At 68.2% G+C, this 20388-nt stretch carries 17 protein-coding genes; 7 read left to right on the top strand and 10 right to left on the bottom strand.

The genetic code is table 11. The features are described 5' to 3' along the window. Positions 1 to 147: 147 nt before the first annotated feature. The 4 genes from VV02_RS17470 to VV02_RS17485 all read right to left on the bottom strand — a co-directional run bounded on the left by VV02_RS17470 (position 148) and on the right by VV02_RS17485 (position 5895). The gene (locus VV02_RS17470; RefSeq protein ID WP_157063439.1) at positions 148 to 855 is read right to left on the bottom strand and encodes a DUF4352 domain-containing protein; all 708 of its coding nucleotides are present in this window, start codon (positions 853 to 855) and stop codon (positions 148 to 150) included. Between the two features lie 112 nt (positions 856 to 967). Beyond that, positions 968 to 1501, bottom strand: coding sequence for a hypothetical protein (locus VV02_RS17475; protein WP_052593529.1), 534 nt, complete (start codon positions 1499 to 1501; stop codon positions 968 to 970). A 78-nt stretch (positions 1502 to 1579) separates the two neighbouring features. Further along, the gene (locus VV02_RS17480) at positions 1580 to 2788 is read right to left on the bottom strand and encodes an McrC family protein (protein WP_052593532.1); all 1209 of its coding nucleotides are present in this window, start codon (positions 2786 to 2788) and stop codon (positions 1580 to 1582) included. 11 nt (positions 2789 to 2799) lie between these two features. After that, positions 2800 to 5895, bottom strand: a complete 3096-nt coding sequence (locus VV02_RS17485) for an AAA family ATPase (RefSeq protein WP_052593534.1) — start codon at positions 5893 to 5895, stop codon at positions 2800 to 2802. Positions 5896 to 5989: 94 nt separating this feature from the next. On the opposite strand from VV02_RS17485, the gene VV02_RS17490 reads away from it, so the two are divergent. Beyond that, complete coding sequence (locus tag VV02_RS17490) at positions 5990 to 6643, top strand: DUF6891 domain-containing protein (RefSeq protein ID WP_169787713.1); 654 nt, start codon at positions 5990 to 5992, stop codon at positions 6641 to 6643. Here the strand turns inward: VV02_RS17490 and VV02_RS17495 are convergent. Then, complete coding sequence (locus VV02_RS17495) at positions 6640 to 7098, bottom strand: hypothetical protein (protein WP_052593540.1); 459 nt, start codon at positions 7096 to 7098, stop codon at positions 6640 to 6642. The genes VV02_RS17490 and VV02_RS17495 overlap by 4 nt on opposite strands. 94 nt (positions 7099 to 7192) lie before the next feature. Between VV02_RS17495 and VV02_RS17500 the strand changes: the two genes are divergently transcribed. Further along, complete coding sequence (locus tag VV02_RS17500) at positions 7193 to 8692, top strand: cytochrome P450 (RefSeq protein WP_083450250.1); 1500 nt, start codon at positions 7193 to 7195, stop codon at positions 8690 to 8692. Here the strand turns inward: VV02_RS17500 and VV02_RS17505 are convergent. From VV02_RS17505 to VV02_RS17520, 4 genes are all read right to left on the bottom strand, one after another. Then, entirely contained in the window at positions 8682 to 9368 is a 687-nt protein-coding gene (locus VV02_RS17505) for an excalibur calcium-binding domain-containing protein (RefSeq protein ID WP_052593542.1), read from the bottom strand. The genes VV02_RS17500 and VV02_RS17505 overlap by 11 nt on opposite strands. A gap of 177 nt (positions 9369 to 9545) precedes the next feature. After that, entirely contained in the window at positions 9546 to 10172 is a 627-nt protein-coding gene (locus tag VV02_RS17510) for a DUF6801 domain-containing protein (RefSeq protein WP_052593544.1), read from the bottom strand. 229 nt (positions 10173 to 10401) lie between these two features. Beyond that, on the bottom strand, positions 10402 to 11598 hold the full coding sequence (gene serA, locus VV02_RS17515) for a phosphoglycerate dehydrogenase (RefSeq protein ID WP_052597194.1): 1197 nt from the start codon (positions 11596 to 11598) through the stop codon (positions 10402 to 10404). A 47-nt stretch (positions 11599 to 11645) separates the two neighbouring features. Next, positions 11646 to 12266: a TetR/AcrR family transcriptional regulator gene (locus VV02_RS17520; RefSeq protein WP_218917437.1), complete on the bottom strand. Its 621-nt coding sequence runs from the start codon at positions 12264 to 12266 to the stop codon at positions 11646 to 11648. Between the two features lie 40 nt (positions 12267 to 12306). On the opposite strand from VV02_RS17520, the gene VV02_RS17525 reads away from it, so the two are divergent. From VV02_RS17525 to VV02_RS17545, 5 genes are read left to right on the top strand one after another with little or no spacing between them, the layout of a single operon-like run. Further along, the gene (locus tag VV02_RS17525) at positions 12307 to 13554 is read left to right on the top strand and encodes an acyl-CoA dehydrogenase family protein (protein WP_052593547.1); all 1248 of its coding nucleotides are present in this window, start codon (positions 12307 to 12309) and stop codon (positions 13552 to 13554) included. Then, complete coding sequence (locus VV02_RS17530) at positions 13551 to 14315, top strand: SDR family oxidoreductase (protein ID WP_052593549.1); 765 nt, start codon at positions 13551 to 13553, stop codon at positions 14313 to 14315. Before VV02_RS17525 ends, VV02_RS17530 begins: the two co-directional genes overlap by 4 nt. 4 nt (positions 14316 to 14319) lie before the next feature. After that, a complete protein-coding gene (locus VV02_RS17535) occupies positions 14320 to 15399 on the top strand; it encodes a phosphotransferase family protein (RefSeq protein ID WP_052593552.1) in 1080 nt (359 codons plus the stop codon). Continuing rightward, positions 15396 to 16076, top strand: a complete 681-nt coding sequence (locus tag VV02_RS17540) for a histidine phosphatase family protein (protein WP_052593553.1) — start codon at positions 15396 to 15398, stop codon at positions 16074 to 16076. The genes VV02_RS17535 and VV02_RS17540 overlap by 4 nt, the downstream gene beginning before the upstream one ends. A 27-nt stretch (positions 16077 to 16103) precedes the next feature. Then, positions 16104 to 17075, top strand: a complete 972-nt coding sequence (locus tag VV02_RS17545) for an NADPH:quinone oxidoreductase family protein (RefSeq protein ID WP_052593555.1) — start codon at positions 16104 to 16106, stop codon at positions 17073 to 17075. Here the strand turns inward: VV02_RS17545 and VV02_RS17550 are convergent. Next, positions 17065 to 20361 (bottom strand): TM0106 family RecB-like putative nuclease, encoded by a 3297-nt coding sequence (locus VV02_RS17550; RefSeq protein ID WP_052593558.1) that lies wholly within the window; start codon positions 20359 to 20361, stop codon positions 17065 to 17067. The genes VV02_RS17545 and VV02_RS17550 overlap by 11 nt on opposite strands. Positions 20362 to 20388: the final 27 nt, after the last annotated feature.

Raw genomic sequence — 20388 nt, forward strand, 5'->3', positions numbered from 1 at the left:
CGGCAACTCCCCGGCTGCCGCGGTCAGGCTAGCGGTACGACGGCGAACCAGGACGATCCGGTTCCCACAACTTCCGCACGTTCTCGGGTATCAGGCACAGAGACGGTCGCCTGCGCGGACGCAGACGACCGTCTCTGGTGGATCAGGTCAGGACGCGGTCCAGGCAACGTTGGCCACGCCGGGGTAGTTCTCGGTGAAAAGCACCTGGTACTTGGTCAGGTCTGCCGACTTCGGCACCGCGAAGACCAGCTTCGTGGACAGCGCCTCACCCTGACGCAGGCTCTTGACCTGAATCTGCTGGGCCTCGGGCACCGCGTAGTTCAAGGTGTCGCGCTTGCACGGACGCTTGCTGTCATCGACGAGCGTGAACTTCAGCGGCGAAGTGATGAAGTACGACGCGCTGGTCGGCTTCATCGTCACGGGGAAGATCGCCGTGACCATGCCCTCACCGGGGTAGTAGGTGCTGCTCGTCGGCTTGGTGTCGATGGTCGGCTTACTGACCGTGATCTCCACCGTGCCGCTCTTGTCGAACGTCTGCAGTGATCCGATCGGCTTGGCCGCCGGACCGGGCTGGCCCTCGTAGCTGCTGGAGCTGGAGCACACACCCGCGCCACCTGCGGCAGGCGGCGAGTAGGTGGCTGACGAGGTCGGTGAGGGCTGCTCGGTCGGAGTGACCGGAGCTTGGGTCGGCTCGGCTGTCGGCTCCTGCGTGGCCGGAGCAGTCGGCGCCGCGGTCGGGGCGGTCGGCTGTCCGGTCGGCACCACCGCGGTCGGGGCGTCGTCCTGACACGCCGCGAGCGCCATGGCGGCCAGTGCGACGGGTACAACAGCAAAGCGCATGCGTCGTGTGGTCATGATGTTTCTCCCAGGTCTTGGCAGCATGCGCTGCCCCTTGTCGAACGGCAGTATGACGCGCCTCGCGTGAGATTGCGTTCCGCCGTATCGGGTTGTCCAGAGTGCGGAGGTGTCAGGACCGCACGACCCAGACCTCTTGCGACTCGCTCGGGCGGTCAGCTTTCACGAACTCGCGAGCGCCCTCCGCGACCGAAATCCCTTGCTTCGCAGCGGATTCCGCGATCGCATCGGCGACACGGCTCCACACCTGCGCGCCCTGCGGGAAGCCCATCTCCCAGCTCATCTCATCGACGCCGATCACCGTCCGGTCGGGCAGCAGGTGAGCTCGAACCAGCGGGCGCGACCCGTCGATCTCGACGACAAGCGCCCCTGACTCCGGTCGTACGGCGGTGACTCGGTCGTCAGCGCCGGCGACATGGGCGATGAGCTCTCCGGTGCGTTGTGGGTCGGCGGCGAGCGTGAGCGTACGACCCATCATGGTCAGCTGCTTGGTCGCCGGACCCGAGGTCATCGCCCGCCCGAAGCCGCCCTCCAGTGCGCGGTCCCGGACCTGCTCGTGTGTCCGGGACACCTTGCCCTTGACGAAGAACCAGATGATCGACAGCAGCACGATCGCGACCAGGAACAGGCCGAGCTTGGCAAACAACGAAGGTCCTTTCCGGTGCACGAGTGACGGGTCAAGTATGGCGACCGAAGACGGTCTCCGCTGATCAGATCGACGGACTCAGCGAGCCGGCGCGAGTGCTCCGGCCGCCACCGCTCGCACGAGCTCGGCCAGAGTGTCGAGTGACCCGGCCAGACGAGCCGGCGGCACGCTCAGCCGCAGGGGCACGCTGATCAGTCGGGTACCGATGCTGCGCACCACCATCTCCGGCGCCGGCGGCTCGTCGGCCTGGGCGTAGACGAGCATGCCCGCCCCCAGACCAAGTGCCGAGGCGTAGGTCAGCAGCGGGAAGTAGTCGGTGCTCGGCCCTGACGGAGTCGAGCCGAGGTGATAGACGACGTCGCCGACCAGCACCGCGCGCGACCCACGCCGCAGCAACATGTCCGGCGTGAACTGCAGCTGGTCGTGCACGTCGAGGCTGTGCTCGGGCTGCTCGTCGACCACGATCTCGGGCCACAGCCGCTGGCTGATCTCCGTGGTGACCCAGCGCCGGAACAGGTCATCCATGTCGACCAGGAACGTGTGGGCGCTCTGGTCACCCTCCATGTGGCGGATCGCCACGCCGTCGAGGGCCATCCGGGCCAGATCCATCGAGGGGCCGTAGTGCTCGTTGAGGCGTGTCACCGGGATCTTGTCGCGGTGGGCGCGCGCATCCGTGTCGTCGACACCGTCGAACCGGGCCAGCAGCCGCAGGCCGTCTCGGCGTACGACCGGGGGCAGGGTCGGCCAGGTCAGCACCTGCCGGACCGCGCACCTCAGCAGCTTGTTCTCGGGGATGTTGGCGGTGAAGTCGTCGTAACGGCAAGGAGGTTGGGCGATCGCCCACGGTCGTGTCGCGAGCTGCTCGACGAGCAGCCGACCGCGGATGAGGTTGAGGTCCTCCTCGACCGAGACGTAGCCGTGGAGCAGTCCGCGTCGGGTCGCCTCGTCGATCGAACGCAGCACGAAAGCGGCGACGCCATCGACCAGGTCCGCATCGGAGGACCAGCCGATCTGGTCACTCCCCCAGCCCTCACCGGGGATCCCGGCGGAGAACATCGTGAAGAGGTTCTCCATCGGCGCCGACGGCCGGATGCGCAGCGTCAGGCCGGGCACCGAGATGGCACCCACCCACGAACCGGTCACGAGCACGACGCGGTCCGGGTCGGCGGTGGCCCTGATGTCGACCCGGCCGTGCGCAACCGACATCAGCGCCTTGCGCGCCTCCCGGGGCAGCCGCACCGGGGCTGACTCGGCGTGCTCCAGGAGGTCGACGTCCATCGCATCCATGGAGTGCTGCCTCAGCGCTTGGGCGAAGGCGGCAGCGCGCCGACCTCGGCCTGAGCGTTGGAGGCGTGCCGCTCCAGGACCGCCTGCCACGTGAACGTCCGCAGCAGGTCCTCGCGGCCGTAGAACTGGTCCTCGATGAACGGGTAGACGCTGTAGGTCCAGATCCGCTTCATCGCTGCGTCGTCCAGGCCCTCGGTCATGAAGTGGCTGTGCCCGATCTGCAGGTGCGGACCACGCAGCGCCTGCCGCAGCTCGGCGTTGACGCGGTCGACGATGCCGGCCACCCAGACCGGACCGTCGTGCTTGGCCAGCCATCGAGCGAGCAGACCCTCCATCGGGCCCTCGTGCGGCATGAACGGCACGAAGTGGAAGCGGCGGCGCAGCGCGGCATCGACGAGGGCGATCGACCGGTCGGCGGTGTTCATGGTGCCGACGAAGTAGAGGTTCGGCGGGAGCTCGAAGCCCTCGTCCGGCCGGTAAGACGTCATCACGCTCTGCGAGCGGTACTCCAGCAGGAACAGCAGCTCACCGAACACCCGCGGCAGGTTGGCGCGGTTGATCTCGTCGATCAGCATGATGTGCGGCGTCGTCGGGTCTGCCTCCGCGGCCTCGACCAGGAGCGCCAACGGCCCCTTGCGCAGCTCGTAGACCATCTGCCCACCGGCGTCCAGCCGCGGACGGAAGCCTTCGAAGAAGTCCTCGTACGACGTCGACGGGTGGAACTGCACGACCGCCCGCTTGGTGTAGTCCGGCTGCAGAGCTGCCGCGAGGCGCTGGGCGAGGTAGGTCTTACCGGTGCCGGGCGGGCCGTAGAAGATGACCTGCTTCTTGTCCTCGAGCAGGCCATGGACCTCACGCAGGAAGTCCTCCTCGACGAGCAGCTCACTGGCTGCCTCGGCGATCAGGTCACGCTCCGGGTCGGCCGCCGACTCGCCTGTGCGCAGCAGCCACAGCGCGAACTGCACCTGACCCCAAGGGTCGCCGGGCAACAACGGCTCGAGACGCGCACGGAGGCGGTCGTTGGCCACCAGGTGCTGCTTGGCGCGCGACTGCCCCTCTACCTCAGGCAGATCGACACCCAGCACGCGAGCCAGCGCGATCTTGCCGTCGGCGCCGCCGAGCGGGTAGATCGGCAGGTAACGACCAGGGTTGGTGACCGCGAGGAGCTTCATGATCACGGCCTCGCCGAGACCGGTGATGCCACCCTCGGGCGACAGGATCGACTCGATCCGGTCGCGGTCGTCGTCCTCACCCCACAGCAGGTCCTTCAGCCGGACAGCGAGGTCATCGAGCTCTGCAGCGTCCATCGCACCGAGACGCGCGTTGAACACCGAGTTGGAGCCGGGGTGGCCGTAGGCGCGGCCGTTGAGCAGGCGCCGGAAGGCGACCAGGTCGAACGCGTCCAGCGCGGCCGGCTCCATGGCGGCAGCGAGCGTGCGTCGCTGCTCCTGGTGCCAGGTATCGCGCTCGGACGGGTAGGGACGCTCTGCGACGAACCGCTCCAGCTGGGCGAGCAGGTCGAGGTCGAGAGGACCAGTCGGCGTCGGCTCCTTGCCGCTCATCACCTCGACGAGAGGCGCGAGGGCCTTGACCGTCTCGATGATGTCGTCGGCGAAGTCCGCGCGGCCCAGAGAGTCCGGGTGCGGCCACCAGCGGCCGACGAAGATGTCGCCGCCCGGGTAGACCCGCTCTGCGGGGTGGACGCGGTCGGCGGAGGTCACCGGCCGGATCGTCATGAAGGACATGTCGTCAGGCAGGAAGCGCTCGACGCGGCGGCCGATCTCCTCGTGCCGCTGCGCACTCCCCTGGCCGTCCCAACCGGAGTGGAGACCGACGGCGACCCCGGACCGGGTGATCCACATCCGGAAGCCGGGCGCACTCGTACCTCCGGGCAGCGCCCAGGTGGCGTGCGCATCGACGCGGTAGGGGGCGTCCTTGGAGATGCCGGTGCGGGCCTGCAGGTTGGTCTCGTGCAGCCGCAGACCGGTGGCCTCGGCCAGCGGTCCGAGCAGCGAGCGGACCGCCAGCGTCGCGGATCCGCGCAGCTGCAGCGCCAGACCGGCAGCGCGCGCCTCCTCGCCCGGGCTCGGATAGCCCGCGCCCGGGTGGTAGTCCATGAACAGCGAGCCGGCTTCCTCGCAGATGTCCGGCAGCGCGGTGCCCAGCCCGACGAACGGCTGGCGCGACGCGAGGTAGCCCACGACCCACTCGACCCGGCGCGGGTCGTCCGGCTCGAGGGAGTGGCACAGCTCGGCGTACGCGATGTAGCGCTCGGCGTGGGTCAGGTGTCGGCCCATCCAGCCCAGGGTCTGGAAGGTGTCCGCGCCCTGCGGCCACAGGGCGGGCCAGGTGGAGTCGCGATCCGTGGACCAGAAGACCGACAGCACCGTCGGGATCCGCGAGGCATCCGGACCGCCGCTGCCGATGAACTCCTGGACCGCGCGGATGCGGGTAGCGGCCTGCTCCTCGTCCTCCGGCGTCAACGTCACGTCGACCAGGAGGTCGGCCAGGTCACGCTCGCGGCCGGCGGTGTGAGCCATGAGCTGGCCCAACCAGGTCGGCGCCGTCTGGCTCAGGGAGGAGTAGGGCCCAGGTCGCCGGGACCACACGGATGCCTGCTCGACGAAGGCCTCGACGTCACGCGACAGGGCGAGGTCCTTGAGCAGCTCGCGCGCTTCCTCGTCGCGCTCGGCGCGGTGGTTCTCACCCTGCTGGAGCAGCGTCTGCGCGGCCGGGTCGGCCTTCACGCACTCGCGGACCAGGTCGTACGTCGTCTGCCAGCGTTTGAGGTCGAGCTGGCGCTGGGGGTTGGGTCGCGGAGCGTGGTGCGTGCTCTTGACCTCGAACCCGAGGTCGTGCAGATGCCCTGCCACCGCGCTCAGGTCGTGCGGCATGGACAGGGGTGTCAGGGCGCCGAACTCAGGTCGCGCGAATCCGTGCGACGCCGCGGTCAGCGCCGGCACGTCGTAGGGCCGGCCCTCGAACACCAGCTGGTGGTCGTCGGTCGGACTGAACCCGTATGACTCGAGGAAAGCGCCTCGTCCCTGGGCATCGAACTCGTTGATGGCTGCGAGGACGTCGTCTCGCGTGATGTCGGCCAGGGCCACAGCAGTGCACTCCGATGGAACTCAGAAGGGGGAAGGTTCGCCTAGGCTCCCCAGCGTAAGTGATGTGACCAGCGGGTTCGACGGAGTGTGGCAAGTGGATCGGGAGTCGTCGCGCGGGCGCTACTTCAACGGGGCGTTCCCGCCGGACACAGTGACCTTTGCGGGCGCCATCGCCCTCAAGGTTGCTACAGGTGTAGATCAACGTGATGCCCTCGTCGAGGGTTTCACCGAGATCGGCGCTGAGATGTCCTCTTTCTTCCCCGAGCCGAACATGCGACCCGACGAGGTCGCGCACCTCGTCGACCTGGTGATCCGCGATCACAATGCTCAGGTGACGACCGCTTCGCGCGAGGCCATCGCGCTGCTCGAGGCGTTCGACGCGATGACGATCGCCGGCATCGTCTACTCCTTCGCCGAGGGCGGTGACACTCAGGACGTGCTGGAGGACATCGGCATCTCGGCGCGCACGCTCGTCGATCACGGCGTCGCGGTGCGCGGCTACTGCTTCGCCCACGCCGGCGATGCCGACGAGCTGATCATGAACGGCCAGCTGGCCCTGGGCTACGGCATCTTCGCCGAGGCCGGCAGCACGCCGGAGGAGATCGGCAAGGAGGTCGCCGCGCTGCTGCGCGAGCAGGGCCTCCCGGTGCGTCCGCACCTGAGCGCCGAGCAGCGCATCATCGTCGGACCCATGATCTACGAGATCCCTTTCACCGGAATGGATCTCGAGGACATCCCCGAGCCCTAGGCCGTGCGCGCCGGAGGCAGTGGATCAGGCAGTCGTACGACGTCTTGGTGGGTCACGACGTACGTCCCCAGCAGCGGCACGGACCGCCGTCTCGTGAGGTCGATGACGGCCTCATGCCAGCGGCGGTCGACATCGTTGATCGCGCTGTAGCCGGGTCGGGCGACAGCCATGATCAGGGACGCGGCGCCCGCCGCCTCCGATCCGAGCAGCCCGTCGAGCCGCGTGACCAGGACCTCGGCCTCGTCGCCCTGGTCGCCCTGTCGCTCGCGGTCGCTCGGGTCGAGCCGGACCGCGAGCGGCTGCCGCAGTCTGGCGCGCTCGTCACAGAGCAGGAAGAAGACGCATCCGACTTCTCGGTCGCGAGCCGAGACGAACAGGTCGAGCACGTCGCCGGCGAGGTCGTGATCGGTGAGGGGCAGCGCGTCCCATCCGGGCGGAAGGTCTTCGAAGGTCATGGGCGCACAGCGTGGCCGAATCCGGCTGACCGCCCCGAAAGTTCTCCACAGGGGCTAACCTCGCTACATCTGTAGTGGACGTGAGGAGAGTCACATGTCGGCCAACTGGCCCCACCTCGACCTGCCCCATCCGGATGGCCGCAGGCCGGTGATCGGCGACCTGCTCACCGTCCGGCCGCCACGTCCGTTCCAGAACCTTCTCGCCGCGGGCGAGAACCTCGGGCCGCTCTTCGAGATCAAGCTGGCCCGCCAGAAGATGGTGTTCGTCCAGGACGCCGCACTGGCTCAGGAGCTGTGTGACGAGACGCGGTTCGAGAAGAAGCTCCCTCCTGGTCTCGTCGCGCTGCGTGAGAACGCCGGCGACGGCCTTTTCACCGCGTACTCCGACGAGAAGAACTGGTGGCTCGCCCACGACCTGCTCAAGCCGGCGTTCACCCGGTCGGCCATGCAGAGCTATCACGGCACCATGAATGCCGTGTGCTCGGAGCTGATCTCGTTCTGGGACAAGGCATCTGGGCCGGTGGACGTCTCGCCGACGCTCACCAAGATGACGCTGGAGACGATCGGGCAGACGTCGTTCAGCACCACCTTCGACTCGTTCACGACGAGCGAGGAGCACCCGTTCGTCACCGCCATGGTGCAGTCGCTCCGCCGTGGCCAGCGGCGTGGTGCCCTGTCGGCCGTCCCCGGCGGCAAGCTGTTGCTGCGGCGCGGCGCCAAGGAGTTCCAGCAGCACCGTGACTTCGTGGACTCGATGCTGGACGACATCATCCGCGCGCGCATCGCGAGCGGCGACACCTCGACCGACGACCTGCTCGGGCTGATGCTGCACTCCGCGCACGAGAAGTCCGGCGACAAGCTCGACCCGCTCAACATCCGCTACCAGATCAACACGTTCTTGGTCGCCGGACACGAAACCACTTCTGGCGCCTTGTCATTCGCACTCCACTACATGACCCAAGATCCAGAGATCGTCGCTCAGGCACAGGCCGAGACCGACGCCATCCTCGGAGCCGACCCCGATGCGGTCCCGACCTACGAGCAGGTCGCCAAGTTCCGCTTCCTGCGCCGCTGCCTGGACGAGGCCCTGCGCCTCTGGCCGACCGCGCCCGCCTTCACCCGAGGTCCGCGCAAGGACACCGTGATCGGCGGCACCTACCCCATGCGTACCGACGACTGGGCGACCGTGCTCATCCCCCGCGTCCACCGCGCACCTGAGATCTGGGGTGAGCACGCTGAGGAGTTCGACCCCGACAACTTCCTCCCGGCCCGCGTACGTGCCCGCCCAGCGCACACGTACTTCCCCTTCGGTGTCGGCGAACGCGCTTGCATCGGAAGGCAGTTCGCCCTTCACGAGGCCGTCTTGGTTCTCGCCCGCCTGTTCCACCGTTACGACATGACACCCGACCCGACCTACGACCTGGAGATCTCGGAGCGGCTCACGCTGATGCCCGTGAACTTCCACCTGACTCTGTCTCGTCGTACGCCGTCGCTCTCGTCAGCAGGTGAGCAGCCTCAGGACGACGGGACCGTGGCAACGGAGTCGTGCCCGGTGACCACATCCGACGAACCACGGTGCCCGGTCACCCACTAGCCCGGTCGCAGGCGATTCCGTCACGGTCACGGTCCAGCTTCAGGCGATAGCCGGGCTCGCCCGCATGTAGCGGTGCCTTGCCTGCCGCCCGGACGGCGTCACAGTTCTTGTAGTAGACCGACCCACCGACCAAGGTCCGCGGCTTGGTCGCGCGACTCGTCGAGGTCCGTGGTGCCACCGGCGCTGTCTTCCGCGGAGTCAGTGTTCGGGGCGATGTCGCGGTTGCAGTCCTCGGAGGCGTCTTCTTTGGAGCGGACGCAGCCTTCGTGGTGGGCGCGAGCGGCACGGACTGAGTCGCCTGCTCGTCCGCGATCGCCGACGATGGCGTCGACGTGGGAGCCGTGGGACTTGCCGACGTGGCGTCAGCGCCTGTGGCGGTACCCAGCGGAGCCGCCTGCGCCGGCCCGTTGTCGTCGGCCCCATTGCCGACCGCCGCGACGAAGCCGATCAGCAGGAGCCCGGCGACGACGTACGTCATCTTGCGCTGGTACCACGGGCGCGGTGCCAGCACGGCACCGTTCGCCGCAGCGGCGAACTCGGTGCGCACGACCGGCGCCGCAGAGGGCAGTGGCGTCCACGGACGAACGTGCTCCGTCCATCGCGCGCCGTCCCAGTAGCGCACCCACCTCGTGTCCTGAGGATCGGCGTACCAGCCGGCTTGTGGTGTCTGAGTCATGACGAAACCCCTGCATAAGTGACGGGCTGCTCCTCCCCCCGACGAGCAGTGCGCTCACGCTAGGGGTCATGTCCGAGCGCCATCACCGATCCACGACTTCTTGCGCGGGCGGACCCGAACACCAAGAAAGCCGGCCCCTCCCATCGCGCGATGAGAGGGGCCGACCTGCCACGCGTGCTAGACGACGGTGATCGTCCCGAGGGTTGCGTCCTGACCCTCGTTGAGCGTGCAGCCGACGTGCGCGACGAAGCCACTGTCGGTGGTTAGGTCGGCGGTGAAGTCACCGACCGTCACGGTGACCGTGCCCGGAGTCGCCGAGGCCGTCTCGGCCACACCCGTGCCGCTGGCATCGGTCACGATGTTGCCCGTCTCCGGAACCGCGATCTGCGGAACTGTCAGCGATGCCGTACGCGCTCCTGGGTTCTCGACCGCGCCGGCCAGTGAGTAGGTCGCCGCGCTCGTGCCCTCGAGGGTCTTGACGTTGAGGGCGCGCAGCTGGTCGGAGGCGTCGGCGCCTGTCGTCACCGTGGCGGTGACGGCCGGCGCGGGGACGCCGCTCCCCGCGGGGACCTCGGCTGGTAGATCGGCACTGACGACCGCAGTCCATGGGTCGGTGAACACGGTGCCGAGATCGGTGAGCTTGCAGGAGTACTGGAGCGAGGCCGAGGTCGCTGCCTCGGCGGGCGCGGCGGTCGGCCCGACAATGCCGATCGCGGTAAGGACTCCGACAGCTCCCACACTCATCAGCCGGCGGCGGTTTCGGGGGGCTTGGTGCTGCTGATCGAACGCGTCCTGCTGCTGCATGATGTGCTCCTTGAATCAGCGGTGGCCGACACCGGCACGGAGTCCGGGGCGGTACTTACGGTCTAGTAAGTACGCACTGAAGGTAGGCAGCGTGTGACCTACGTCTCAAGGGGAGCGCACAAGAATTGGCGCGCTCTGCACCAACCTGAAGAAGCGTCGACCGGAGCCGACCCGGGAATTTACGCCCCCTAGATCTGCTCGACAGACGCGAGGCGTGACCCGAGCTCGGTCAGTCGATGACGCGCAGCCGGATGGTCTCCGGCATCTGACGCAGCTCGGCCAGGACGGCGTCGGACAGGCCATGACTGACGTCGGTCACCACGTAGCCCGTCTGGCCACGGGTGTTGAGCATCTGGCCGTCGATGTTGACACCATGCGTCGCCAGCACGCTGTTGACCTTGGCCAGCACACCAGGAGTGTTGAGGTGGAAGTGCATGAGCCGGCAGCCCTTGCTGCGGTTGTCCACGTTGAGTGAGGGCAGGTTGACGTTGAGCGTCGTGCTGCCGTGCTGAACGTAGTCGCGCAGCTTGGAGGCGACGAACCGGCCGATGTCCTCCTGCGCCTCCTCGGTCGACCCGCCGATGTGCGGCGTGAGGACCACGTTGGGTACGCCCTGCAACGGCGAGGTGAACGCGTCGCCCCGCTTCTTGGGCTCGACCGGGAAGACGTCGACGGAGGCGCCGGCGATGTGGCCCGACTCGAGGTGCTCGCGCAGCGCGTCATAGTCGACGAGGAAACCGCGCGAGAGGTTGAGGAACAGCGAGCGCGGCTGCATCCGGGCGAATTGCTCGGCCCCGAAGAAGCCTGCGTTGCCGTCGCGACCGTCCACGTGCAGCGTGACGACCTCGGCGATGTCGAGCAGCTCGTTGAGGCTGGCGCAGCGCCGCGCGTTGCCGAGAGCGAGCTTGTCGTCGGTGTCGTAGAAGTAGACCTGGAGCCCGAGCATCTCGGCGACGACGGACAGCTGCGAGCCGATGTTGCCGTAGCCGACGATGCCGAGCTTGCGACCCCGGATCTCGTGGCTGCCCTTGGCGTTCTTGTCCCAGACGCCGTCGTGCAGCGCCCGGTCCTTCTCGGTGAGCCGACGCGCCATGACGATGATCTCGGCGAGCGCGAGCTCGACCACCGAGCGGGTGTTGGAGAAGGGCGCGTTGAACGCGACGATCCCCCGCTCGGCGGCGTCGGAGAGCGCGATCTGGTTGGTCCCGATGCAGAACGCGCCGATCGCCTGCAGTGACGGCGCATTCGCGAGCACGCGTGGCGTGACCTCGGTCTTGGACCGGATGCCGACCAGCTCGACGCCGTCGAGCGCCGTGATCAGCTCGTCCTCGTCGAGGGCGCCGGCGACCATCTTGACGTCGATACCGGCGTCGGTCAGCAGGGTCTCGGCGAGGGGGTGGACGTTCTCCAGCAGCAGGGCCTTCACCCACACAGTCTCGCAAGTGGGGTACGCCGGTCGCTCACCTGTCCGTTCTACGGTCGCCGATCAGGCTCGTCGGCGGGCTCGGCGTTGACCACGAGGACGTCGAGTGCGCGCGCACACTGGTCCACCAGGTGCTCCCGACCGGCTCGGGATGACGGCTGTTGGGCCGACCACTGCAGTGCGCGGTCCTCGACGTAGGCGACCCATGCGTGCACGACCTCGACGTCCGACTCCGAAAGGTCCAGCAGGTCAAGCACGCGACGGGCCACGGCCATCCGCAACCCCAGCGCCAGGTCTTCGTCTCCCCGCACGGCACCCCGGCCGTACACCAGCGCCAGGTAGGACTCGCGGCGTCGGTCGATCTGGTCCAGGAACCGTTCGAGCATCTGCCGTACGCCGGCCGCGCCGCTCTCCCCCTCGTCCGGGGCGACGTTGCGCAGCACCCGCCGCCCGGCCGCGGCCACCACCTCGGCGTAGAAGTCGTTCTTGGTCGGGAAGTAGTGGAACAGCAGCCCCCGCGAGATCCCGGCCTCGGCGGCGACCTCGTCGATCGGCAGGTCCTGGATCGGGCGCTCGACCAGGCGGCGCAGCCCGATGCCGACCAGCTGCCGGCGGCGCTCGTCATGGGAGAGGCGAGTCCGACGTACGGGAGGGTCCGAGTCCACGGTCACGCTATTGAGCATTGCTCAATAAGGCGCTACGGTCAACGGCATGGACTTCGCACCCTCAGCACGCGCCGCAGAGCTCACGGAGGCCGTCCGCGCCTTCATCGAGACCGAGATCGACCCGATCGAGGCGGCGTACCACCGCGAGGTCGCCGCTGCGGACAACCCGTGGCAGCCGCTGCCCGTCATCGCCGAGCTGCAGTCGAAGGCGCGCGCACAAGGTCTGTGGAACCTCTTCCTCCCGGCCGAGCACGGCGACGCGTACGCCGACCGGTTCGGCACCGTGGGCGGCAAGGGCCTGACCAACACCGACTACGCGCCGATTGCCGAGCTCACCGGGCGGTCGTTCCTCGCACCGCATGTCTTCAACTGCAATGCGCCCGACACCGGCAACATGGAGGTGCTGCTGCGTTACGGCAACGAGGACCAGCAGCGCGAGTGGCTGGAGCCGCTGCTGGAGGCCAAGATCCGCAGCGCGTTCTGCATGACCGAGCCGGGTGCCGCCTCCTCCGACGCGACCAACATGCAGGCGACCGCTGCCGTCGACGGCGACGAGGTCGTCATCAACGGCCGCAAGTGGTGGTCGACCGGAGTCGGCCACCCGGACTGCAAGATCCTGATCTTCATGGGGTTGTCCGACCCCGAGGCCGACCGGCACTCCCAGCACTCGATGGTGCTGGTCCCCCGCGACGCCCCAGGGGTCAACGTCGAGCGGATGCTGACCACGATGGGCATCGAAGACCCGCCGCACGGCCATGGCGAGGTGTCCTTCACCGACGTCCGGGTCCCCCTGTCCAACGTCATCGCCGGGCCCGGCCGAGCGTTCGAGATCGCCCAGGGTCGGCTCGGCCCAGGCCGCGTGCACCACTGCATGCGTCTGATCGGCCTGGCCGAGGCGGCGCTCGAGCTGGCCTGCCAGCGTTCGCTGGACCGGACCGCGTTCGGCAAGCCGTTGGCCAACCTCGGCGGCAACCGTGAGCGGATCGCTGACGCCCGGATCGCGATCAACCAGGCACGGCTGCTCGTGCTGCACGCTGCCTGGCTGCTGGACACGCAAGGTCCGCTCGGCGCGTACTCCGCCGTCAGCGAGATCAAGGTGGCCGTGCCCAACATGGCGCAGCAGGTCATCGACATGGCGATCCAGCTACACGGCGGCGGCGGGCTGTCCGAGGACTTCCCACTCGCTGCGGCCTGGACCAACGCGCGCGCTCTGCGACTGGCGGACGGGCCCGACGAGGTGCACCGTGGGGTCGTGGCACGCCTTGAGCTGATGAAGTACGGAGCCAAGCGATGACCACTCCCCTGCGCACCCTGATCACGGGAGCCAGCTCGGGCCTGGGCGCTGAGATGGCACGACAGCTGGCCGCTCGCGGCCACGACGTCGCCCTCACCGCGCGTCGGGCGGACCGGCTGGTCGCGCTCAAGACCGAGATCGAGACGACTCACCCTGGCCGCCGCGTCCTGGTCAAGGCGCTCGATGTCACTGACCACGAGGCCGTCTTCGCCGTGACCCGCGAGGTGACGCGCGAGCTCGGCGGCCTGGACCGTTTCATCGTCAACGCCGGCCTCGGCAAGGGCGCGGCGCTCGGGACCGGGCGGTTCGACGCCAACCGCGAGACCGCCATGACCAACTTCGTCGGCGCCCTGGCGCAGATCGAGGCGGCGATGGAGGTGTTCCGCGAGCAGAAGCGCGGGCACCTCGTGGTGATCTCCTCGATCTCCGCGCTGCGCGGGATGCGGCGGGCGATGACGACGTACGCCGCGACCAAGGCCGGAGTGGCCTCGCTCGCTGAGGGCGTGCGCTCGGAGGTCATCGGACGGCCTGAGCTCGACATCGACGTGACCACGCTCTACCCCGGCTACATCCGCTCGGAGATGAACGAGCACGTCGAGCAGGAGCAGAAGATGATGGTCGACACCGAGACGGGAGTCAGGGCCATGGTGGAGGCCATCGAGGCCCGCAAGACCAAGGCGTACGTCCCCGCCTGGCCCTGGGTGCCGATCGGCGCGGCGATGAAGACCTTGCCTCTATCCGTCGTACGCCGGATGGTGTGAGCGGATGCCTGCAGCCGACGAGGCCCGCGAGGTCCGCCAAGAAGACGCGTTCGACGTCGCCACGATGGCGACCTGGTTGCGCGAGCACGCTACTGACGCAACAGGACTCGCCGGCACGCCAGAGGTCCGGCAGTTCTCCGGCGGCGCGTCCAACCTGACCTACCTGCTGTCGTACGCCGACCGCGACCTGGTCCTGCGCCGACCCCCTGGTGGTCACAAGGCCAAGAGCGCGCATGACATGCGGCGTGAGTTCACCATCCAGCAGCGCCTGGGCGGTTCCTTTCCCTACGTGCCGCAGATGCTGGCGTTCTGTGATGACGAGGCGGTCATCGGATCCGACTTCTACGTCATGCAGCGCCTCGAGGGCGTCATCCCGCACAAGGAGATGCCCGCGGGCGTCGACCTCTCCCCCGGTCAGGCGCGCACGCTGTGCCGCAACGTGCTGGACGTCCTGGTCGAGCTGCACCAGGTCGACGCCGAGGCTGCCGGGCTGACGGAGCTCGCCCGCGGCTCGGGCTACGTCGCACGTCAGGTCAAGGGCTGGTCGGACCGTTATGGCAAGGCTCGCACCCGCAACGTCGCGTCCTTCGGCAAGGTGATGACGTGGCTGGATGCCAACCAGCCTCAGGATATCCGAAACTGCTTGATCCACAACGACTTCCGTCTCGACAACGTCGTTCTCGACACCGCGGACCCGACTAAGGTCCGAGGCGTCCTGGACTGGGAGATGGCGACCGTCGGTGACCCGCTGATGGACCTCGGCGGATCGATGGCCTACTGGGTACAGGCTGATGACAACCTGCTCTTCCGGATGTTCCGGCGGCAGCCGAGTCACCTGCCCGGCATGCTGTCGCGGCGCGAGATCGTGCACCACTACTGCGAACGCTCCGGACTGTCGCTGAGCGATGAGGAATGGGCGTTCTACGAGGTGTTCGGGCTGTTCCGGCTGGCCGCGATCGCCCAGCAGATCTACTACCGCTACTACAACAAGCAGACCACCAACCCCAGGTTCAAGAACCTCTACCTCGCGGTCAACGCCCTTGAGTGGCGTTGCCGGACCCTCATCCGCAAGGCCGGTCGATGAGCGTCCTGCTCCTTGTCCGGCACGGCCAGGCGTCATTCGGCAAGCGTGACTACGACGTGTTGTCCGAGCGCGGCCACGAGCAAGCCACGATCCTCGGAAAAGCCCTGGCGGCCAGAGGTATTCGCCCTGATCACGTCATCCATGGGGGCATGCGACGGCAGGCGGACACTGCCGCCGGGATCATCGGTGCTGCGGGTTGGTCGGTGGACCCTGTCACGGACGACGGCTGGGCCGAGTTCGACCATGAGGACGTCATCGCCGGCCACCGACCGGCGTACCGGCACTCATCATTGATGAAGGCTGACCTGGCGCGAACTCTCAAGCCTCGCAAGGCATTCCAGACGATGTTCGTCGAGGCGACGGGGCGCTGGTCGGCGGGCAAGCACGATGACCACTATCGCGAGACGTTCGGATCTTTCTGCTCTCGTATCGAGTCCTCACTCCGCGTGGCCGCGGAAGGGTCGGGTACGACCGTTGTCGTCACCTCAGGCGGTGTGATCGGCGTGATCGCCTCGCGTCTGCTGACCGGGTCGACGGCCATCTGGAGCGACCTCAACTCCGTCACGATCAACACCGGTGTCACCAAGATCATCAGTGGCTCGTCCGGACTGACTCTGGTGTCACTCAACGAGCACACCCATCTCGAACACGACTCCAGCCTGATCACCTACCGCTGAGTTCTATTGCTACACAAGGAGATCCGTATGCGCGCAGCCCAGGTCACGACAGTCGACGGTCCGACGGCCGTCAAGGTTGCCGAGGTCGCGGCGCCGACCCGGCCCGACGACCAGGTGCTCATCGAGGTGCACCGCGCCGGCGTGGCGTACCCCGATGTGCTGCTGTCCCGCGGCGAGTATCAGTTCAAGCCCGAGCTGCCGTTCATCCCTGGCGCGGAGGTCTCGGGCGTTGTGCGCGAGGCGCCTGAGGGATCAGCGTTCACGGTCGGCCAGCGGGTCGCAGCGTTCCCTGCATTCGGCGGATTCGCCGAGCTGGCGCACACGTCCGAGGCGATGGTCCTGCCGCTGCCGGACGGCATGGACCTCGACACCGCAGCCGCGCTCCCGATGAACTACATGACCTGTGTCTTCGCGCTGGCCCAACGGGGACGTCTGGCCGAGGGCGAGACCGTCCTGGTCCACGGCGCCTCCGGTGGCATCGGCACTGCTGGCATCCAGGTGGCGAAGTCGTTGGGGGCCAAGACGATTGCCGTGGTGTCCACGGAGGAGAAGCGGGCAGCGGCCACCGATGCAGGCGCCGACTGGGTCATCCTTGCCGACGGTTTCAAGGACGCTGTCGAGGAGCTGACCTCCGGCCGCGGTGTCGACGTCGTGCTCGATCCGGTGGGCGGCGACCGCTTCACCGACTCGCTGCGCTCACTGGCTCCCGAGGGCCGGCTGCTGGTGATCGGTTTCACCGGCGGCGACATCCCGACCGTCAAGGTCAATCGTCTGCTGCACAACAACACGTCGGTGATCGGGGTGGGCTGGGGCGCCTACTGGCTCCCCCGCCCCGAGGTGCTGCGCGAGCAGTGGGACCAGCTGATCGGGCTGTGGCACGGCGGCGGCATCAAGCCGCTGATCGGTGCGACCTACGAGCTCGACCAGGTGGGCGAAGCCCTGCAGTCCCTCGACGAGCGCCACGCCAAGGGCAAGGTCCTGCTGCGCGTCACTGACTGACGGCCGCGAGGTCGGCGTAGCGGCACAGGGCGTTGACCGCCCGCAGCTGGTGCGGCGTGTGCACCTCGGCCTCGAGCAGCGCCGGCGAGGCGACCACGACGGCAAGGGCCTTCGCCCTGGAGACCGCAACGTTGAGGCGGTGCAGGTCGAAGAGGAAGTCCACGCCACGGGGTGCGTCGTGCGCTGATGACGAGCCCATCGCATAGATCACCACGGGCGCCTGCCTGCCCTGGAACCGGTCGACCGTGCCCACGCGTACGTCGTCCGGCAGGTGAGCGGCCAGCTGGGCGACGTGCGCGTTGTAGGGCGCCACGACGAGCACGTCATCGACGGTCATGGGGTGTCGCTCGTGGTGCACGTCCGTCCACGTCCCGGTCAGCAGGTCATCGACCAGCCGACCGACGACCTCGGCCTCCTCGACACTGTCCGCGACGTTGCCCCCGTGCTCGACCTCGACCCACCGGAGTCCGGTGCCGCTGACCAGGCCCGGTGCATCGACGAGCTGGCGCTCCCGATGCTCTGCGGGATGCAGGCGACCGTCGTACATCAGCTCGGAGACGAACGAGCAGACCTCCGGGTGCATCCGGAAGGTGCGGTCGAGGAACACGCCACGGTCCGCCGGGATCGTGTCGTGACCGTCGAGCAGGTGGTCCAGAGCAGATGCGCCTGCACCGAACGGGTGCGCCGCCTGGGTCGGCTGAGTGAGCTGCTGCGGATCACCGAGGAGTACGAGGGAGCGCGCCGACTGCGCCACCGCCACGGCGTTGGCCAGTGAGAACTGGCCGGCCTCGTCGATGACCAGGACGTCGACAGCATCGGCCATCCCCTCGCGCGCCCACATCCAGGCGGTGCCTCCGACCAGACGCATGCTGCCGTCGGCCAGACCGGCCTCGACGGCGTCATTGCTGTCGAGACGCGTGATCTGATCGTCGGGCGCCACCTCCGGGACAGTGGTCTTCTGCCACGCGGGACGATCAACCTCTTTCAGGACGTTTTCGATGACCGCGTGCGAAAGCGCAGTCACACCAACGGTTTTGCCACTGTCCAGCAGCTCGCGGATGAGGGCAGACGCGGCGTAGGTCTTGCCCGTGCCGGGAGGACCCTGGACCGCGAGGATCTGACCGTCGAGACCTGCGCCGACTCGCACGACGACATCCTTCGGCGTCTCCCCCGTCCGAGGCTCCAGATCCGCGGCGGTCGGGACCGCGCGCTCGATGAGGGCGACACCGAGCGGACGCTCGCCTGCCAGCATCCGCTCAGCGCAGCGCTGGATCGACGAGCGCAGCACACCATCGTTGATAGGGCCCTCAGGGCCGAGGCCGCGCACGACCTTCGGCTCGTTCCGCGCACCGATCTTGACGTCGACCCAGCCCTCGACCGGGTCCGCGTCGAGGACCTGACCGACACCTTCGTTGGTGTCGACGTCGTGTGGCCGGCCCCTCAGCGCGAAGTCCTGCGGGGGAAACGTGTAGCGCCAGCGCTTCGACGTCGCCCGACCCGTGGGGCTGAGCACGTCCTCGACGAAGACCGGCGCACCCACCCGCCCGATCGCAGTGCCGTCCGCGACGATCTCCTCGTCGCTCATCGCTCCGTAGCGGAAGAACGCCCACCACCCCGGGCGCGCCTCGCGACGGTGCCAGCCCACACACCCGGCCAGCAGGTCGTGGCCAGAGGCAAGCAGCCGCTCGGTCAGGGCCTGCTCCTCGAGCTCGGCGTCGCTGACCGCCTTGAGCTCCGGAGGGGTCGGGCGCCGGAGACTGACGCCCGTCGCCGCCAGCTCGTCGCGCCGCTGCTCGAGCCAGACGTGCAGGTCGTGCGTGGACCGGACGTCCTCACGGTTGTAGCGCTCGATCTCATCCAGGATGCTCTGACCGCCGTCGGTCAGCCAGCGCTCGTAGTCGACCACCGAGGTCATGGCATCGGCGACCGCCGCGTCGGTGTCCGCGGTCCGGGTGTGACCCCAGTAGAAGTCCTCGAGCTTTTTGATGGAGTACGACGGCTTGCTGATCCGAAGGCCCTGCTTGACGACCGCGTAGAGGTCGACGAACCGCTCGGCTCGCAGCAGCTGGTCCAGCTCCGCCTCGCGCGTCGCGTGCCGGGCGGTCATCCGCTGCAACGCGGTGATCTCGTACGGCGCGTAGTGATAGATGTGCAGGTCGGGATCAGCCGCCCACCGCCGCATCAGCTCATCGATCAGATCGGCGACCAGCTTGCCCTCCTGCTCGAAGTCGTGCGCCCACCACGAGCTGAACGCACCCGAGCGCTCCCAGAGCCCCGCGAGGTATTCGCGTCCCTCGCCGTCCTGCGCCCACGGGTCACCCTCGAAGTCGAGGTAGACGTCTCCGGCGGCCGGCTCAGGCAGCCGCTGGAGTCCCTTGCCTGGCTCGGGCGGGAGCAGGTCGTACGACGCCTCCCCGGCCTCTCGCTCGCGGACCTGCAGGCGGGCCTGATGCAGGAGACGGTCTCGAGTCAGCGGGGTGAGCGCGTCACCGATCTGCTCGGGACTGGCCGCGGCCAGGTCGGTGAGGGTCGCAATCCCCTTGGACCGCAGCGCCATTCGTTGGTCGGAGCGCAACCCAGCCACCTGGACGAGGTCGTCCTCGGCCTCCCACTGCTCCTCGCACACTGTCTGCCAGCGGCACATCGTGCAGTGCGCCACCGGCGCCGGCTCGGTGGGAGGCGGCGCGGCGACGACGCCTTCGAGTCGTTCACGAATCCGTCGGGCATAGGACGCGACATCGACCAGGCGCCACGGATGCTCCTGCTTGTCGCCGGTCACCACGACGAGCTGCTGTGGGGCCGCGCCCTGCAGCTCGGTCAACCGCTCGGCGTACATCGCCATCTGCAGCAGCGCCGGGACCTTCAGCCGGCGCGCCAGCTTGGTGTCGGCCACGTCGTAGGACCACGCGCCGAGGTCGCTCGGACGCTCGCGACGGAGAAGGAAGTCCGCGTGCCCGACCCAGGACCCGTCGTACAACGTCGCCTGGTAGATCACGTCGACACCGGAACGCATCGCCGCGACGGTCTCCTGCTCGGCCGCCACCCGGTCCTCGTCCGCGATCTCGACGACGCTCAGCCCGCGTTCGCGCAATATCGCGAGGTAGTCACGCTCGTGGCTGATGCCCTTGGAGAACACCAGCTTCAGCGCGTCGTCGGCTCCTTTGGGCCGCCGCTCACCGGACTCCTGCGCCATCCATTGGAGGTCCAGGGTCGTGATGTGCGGGCAGGCGACATGCTTGGTGAGGTCCGTGGGGCTGAGCACGATTCGCCCGTCGACGCGCTGCATGTCGCCACTGTGCCAGCGGGCACCGAC

Source organism: Luteipulveratus mongoliensis (assembly GCF_001190945.1).
Taxonomy (GTDB): Bacteria; Actinomycetota; Actinomycetes; order Actinomycetales; family Dermatophilaceae; genus Luteipulveratus; species Luteipulveratus mongoliensis.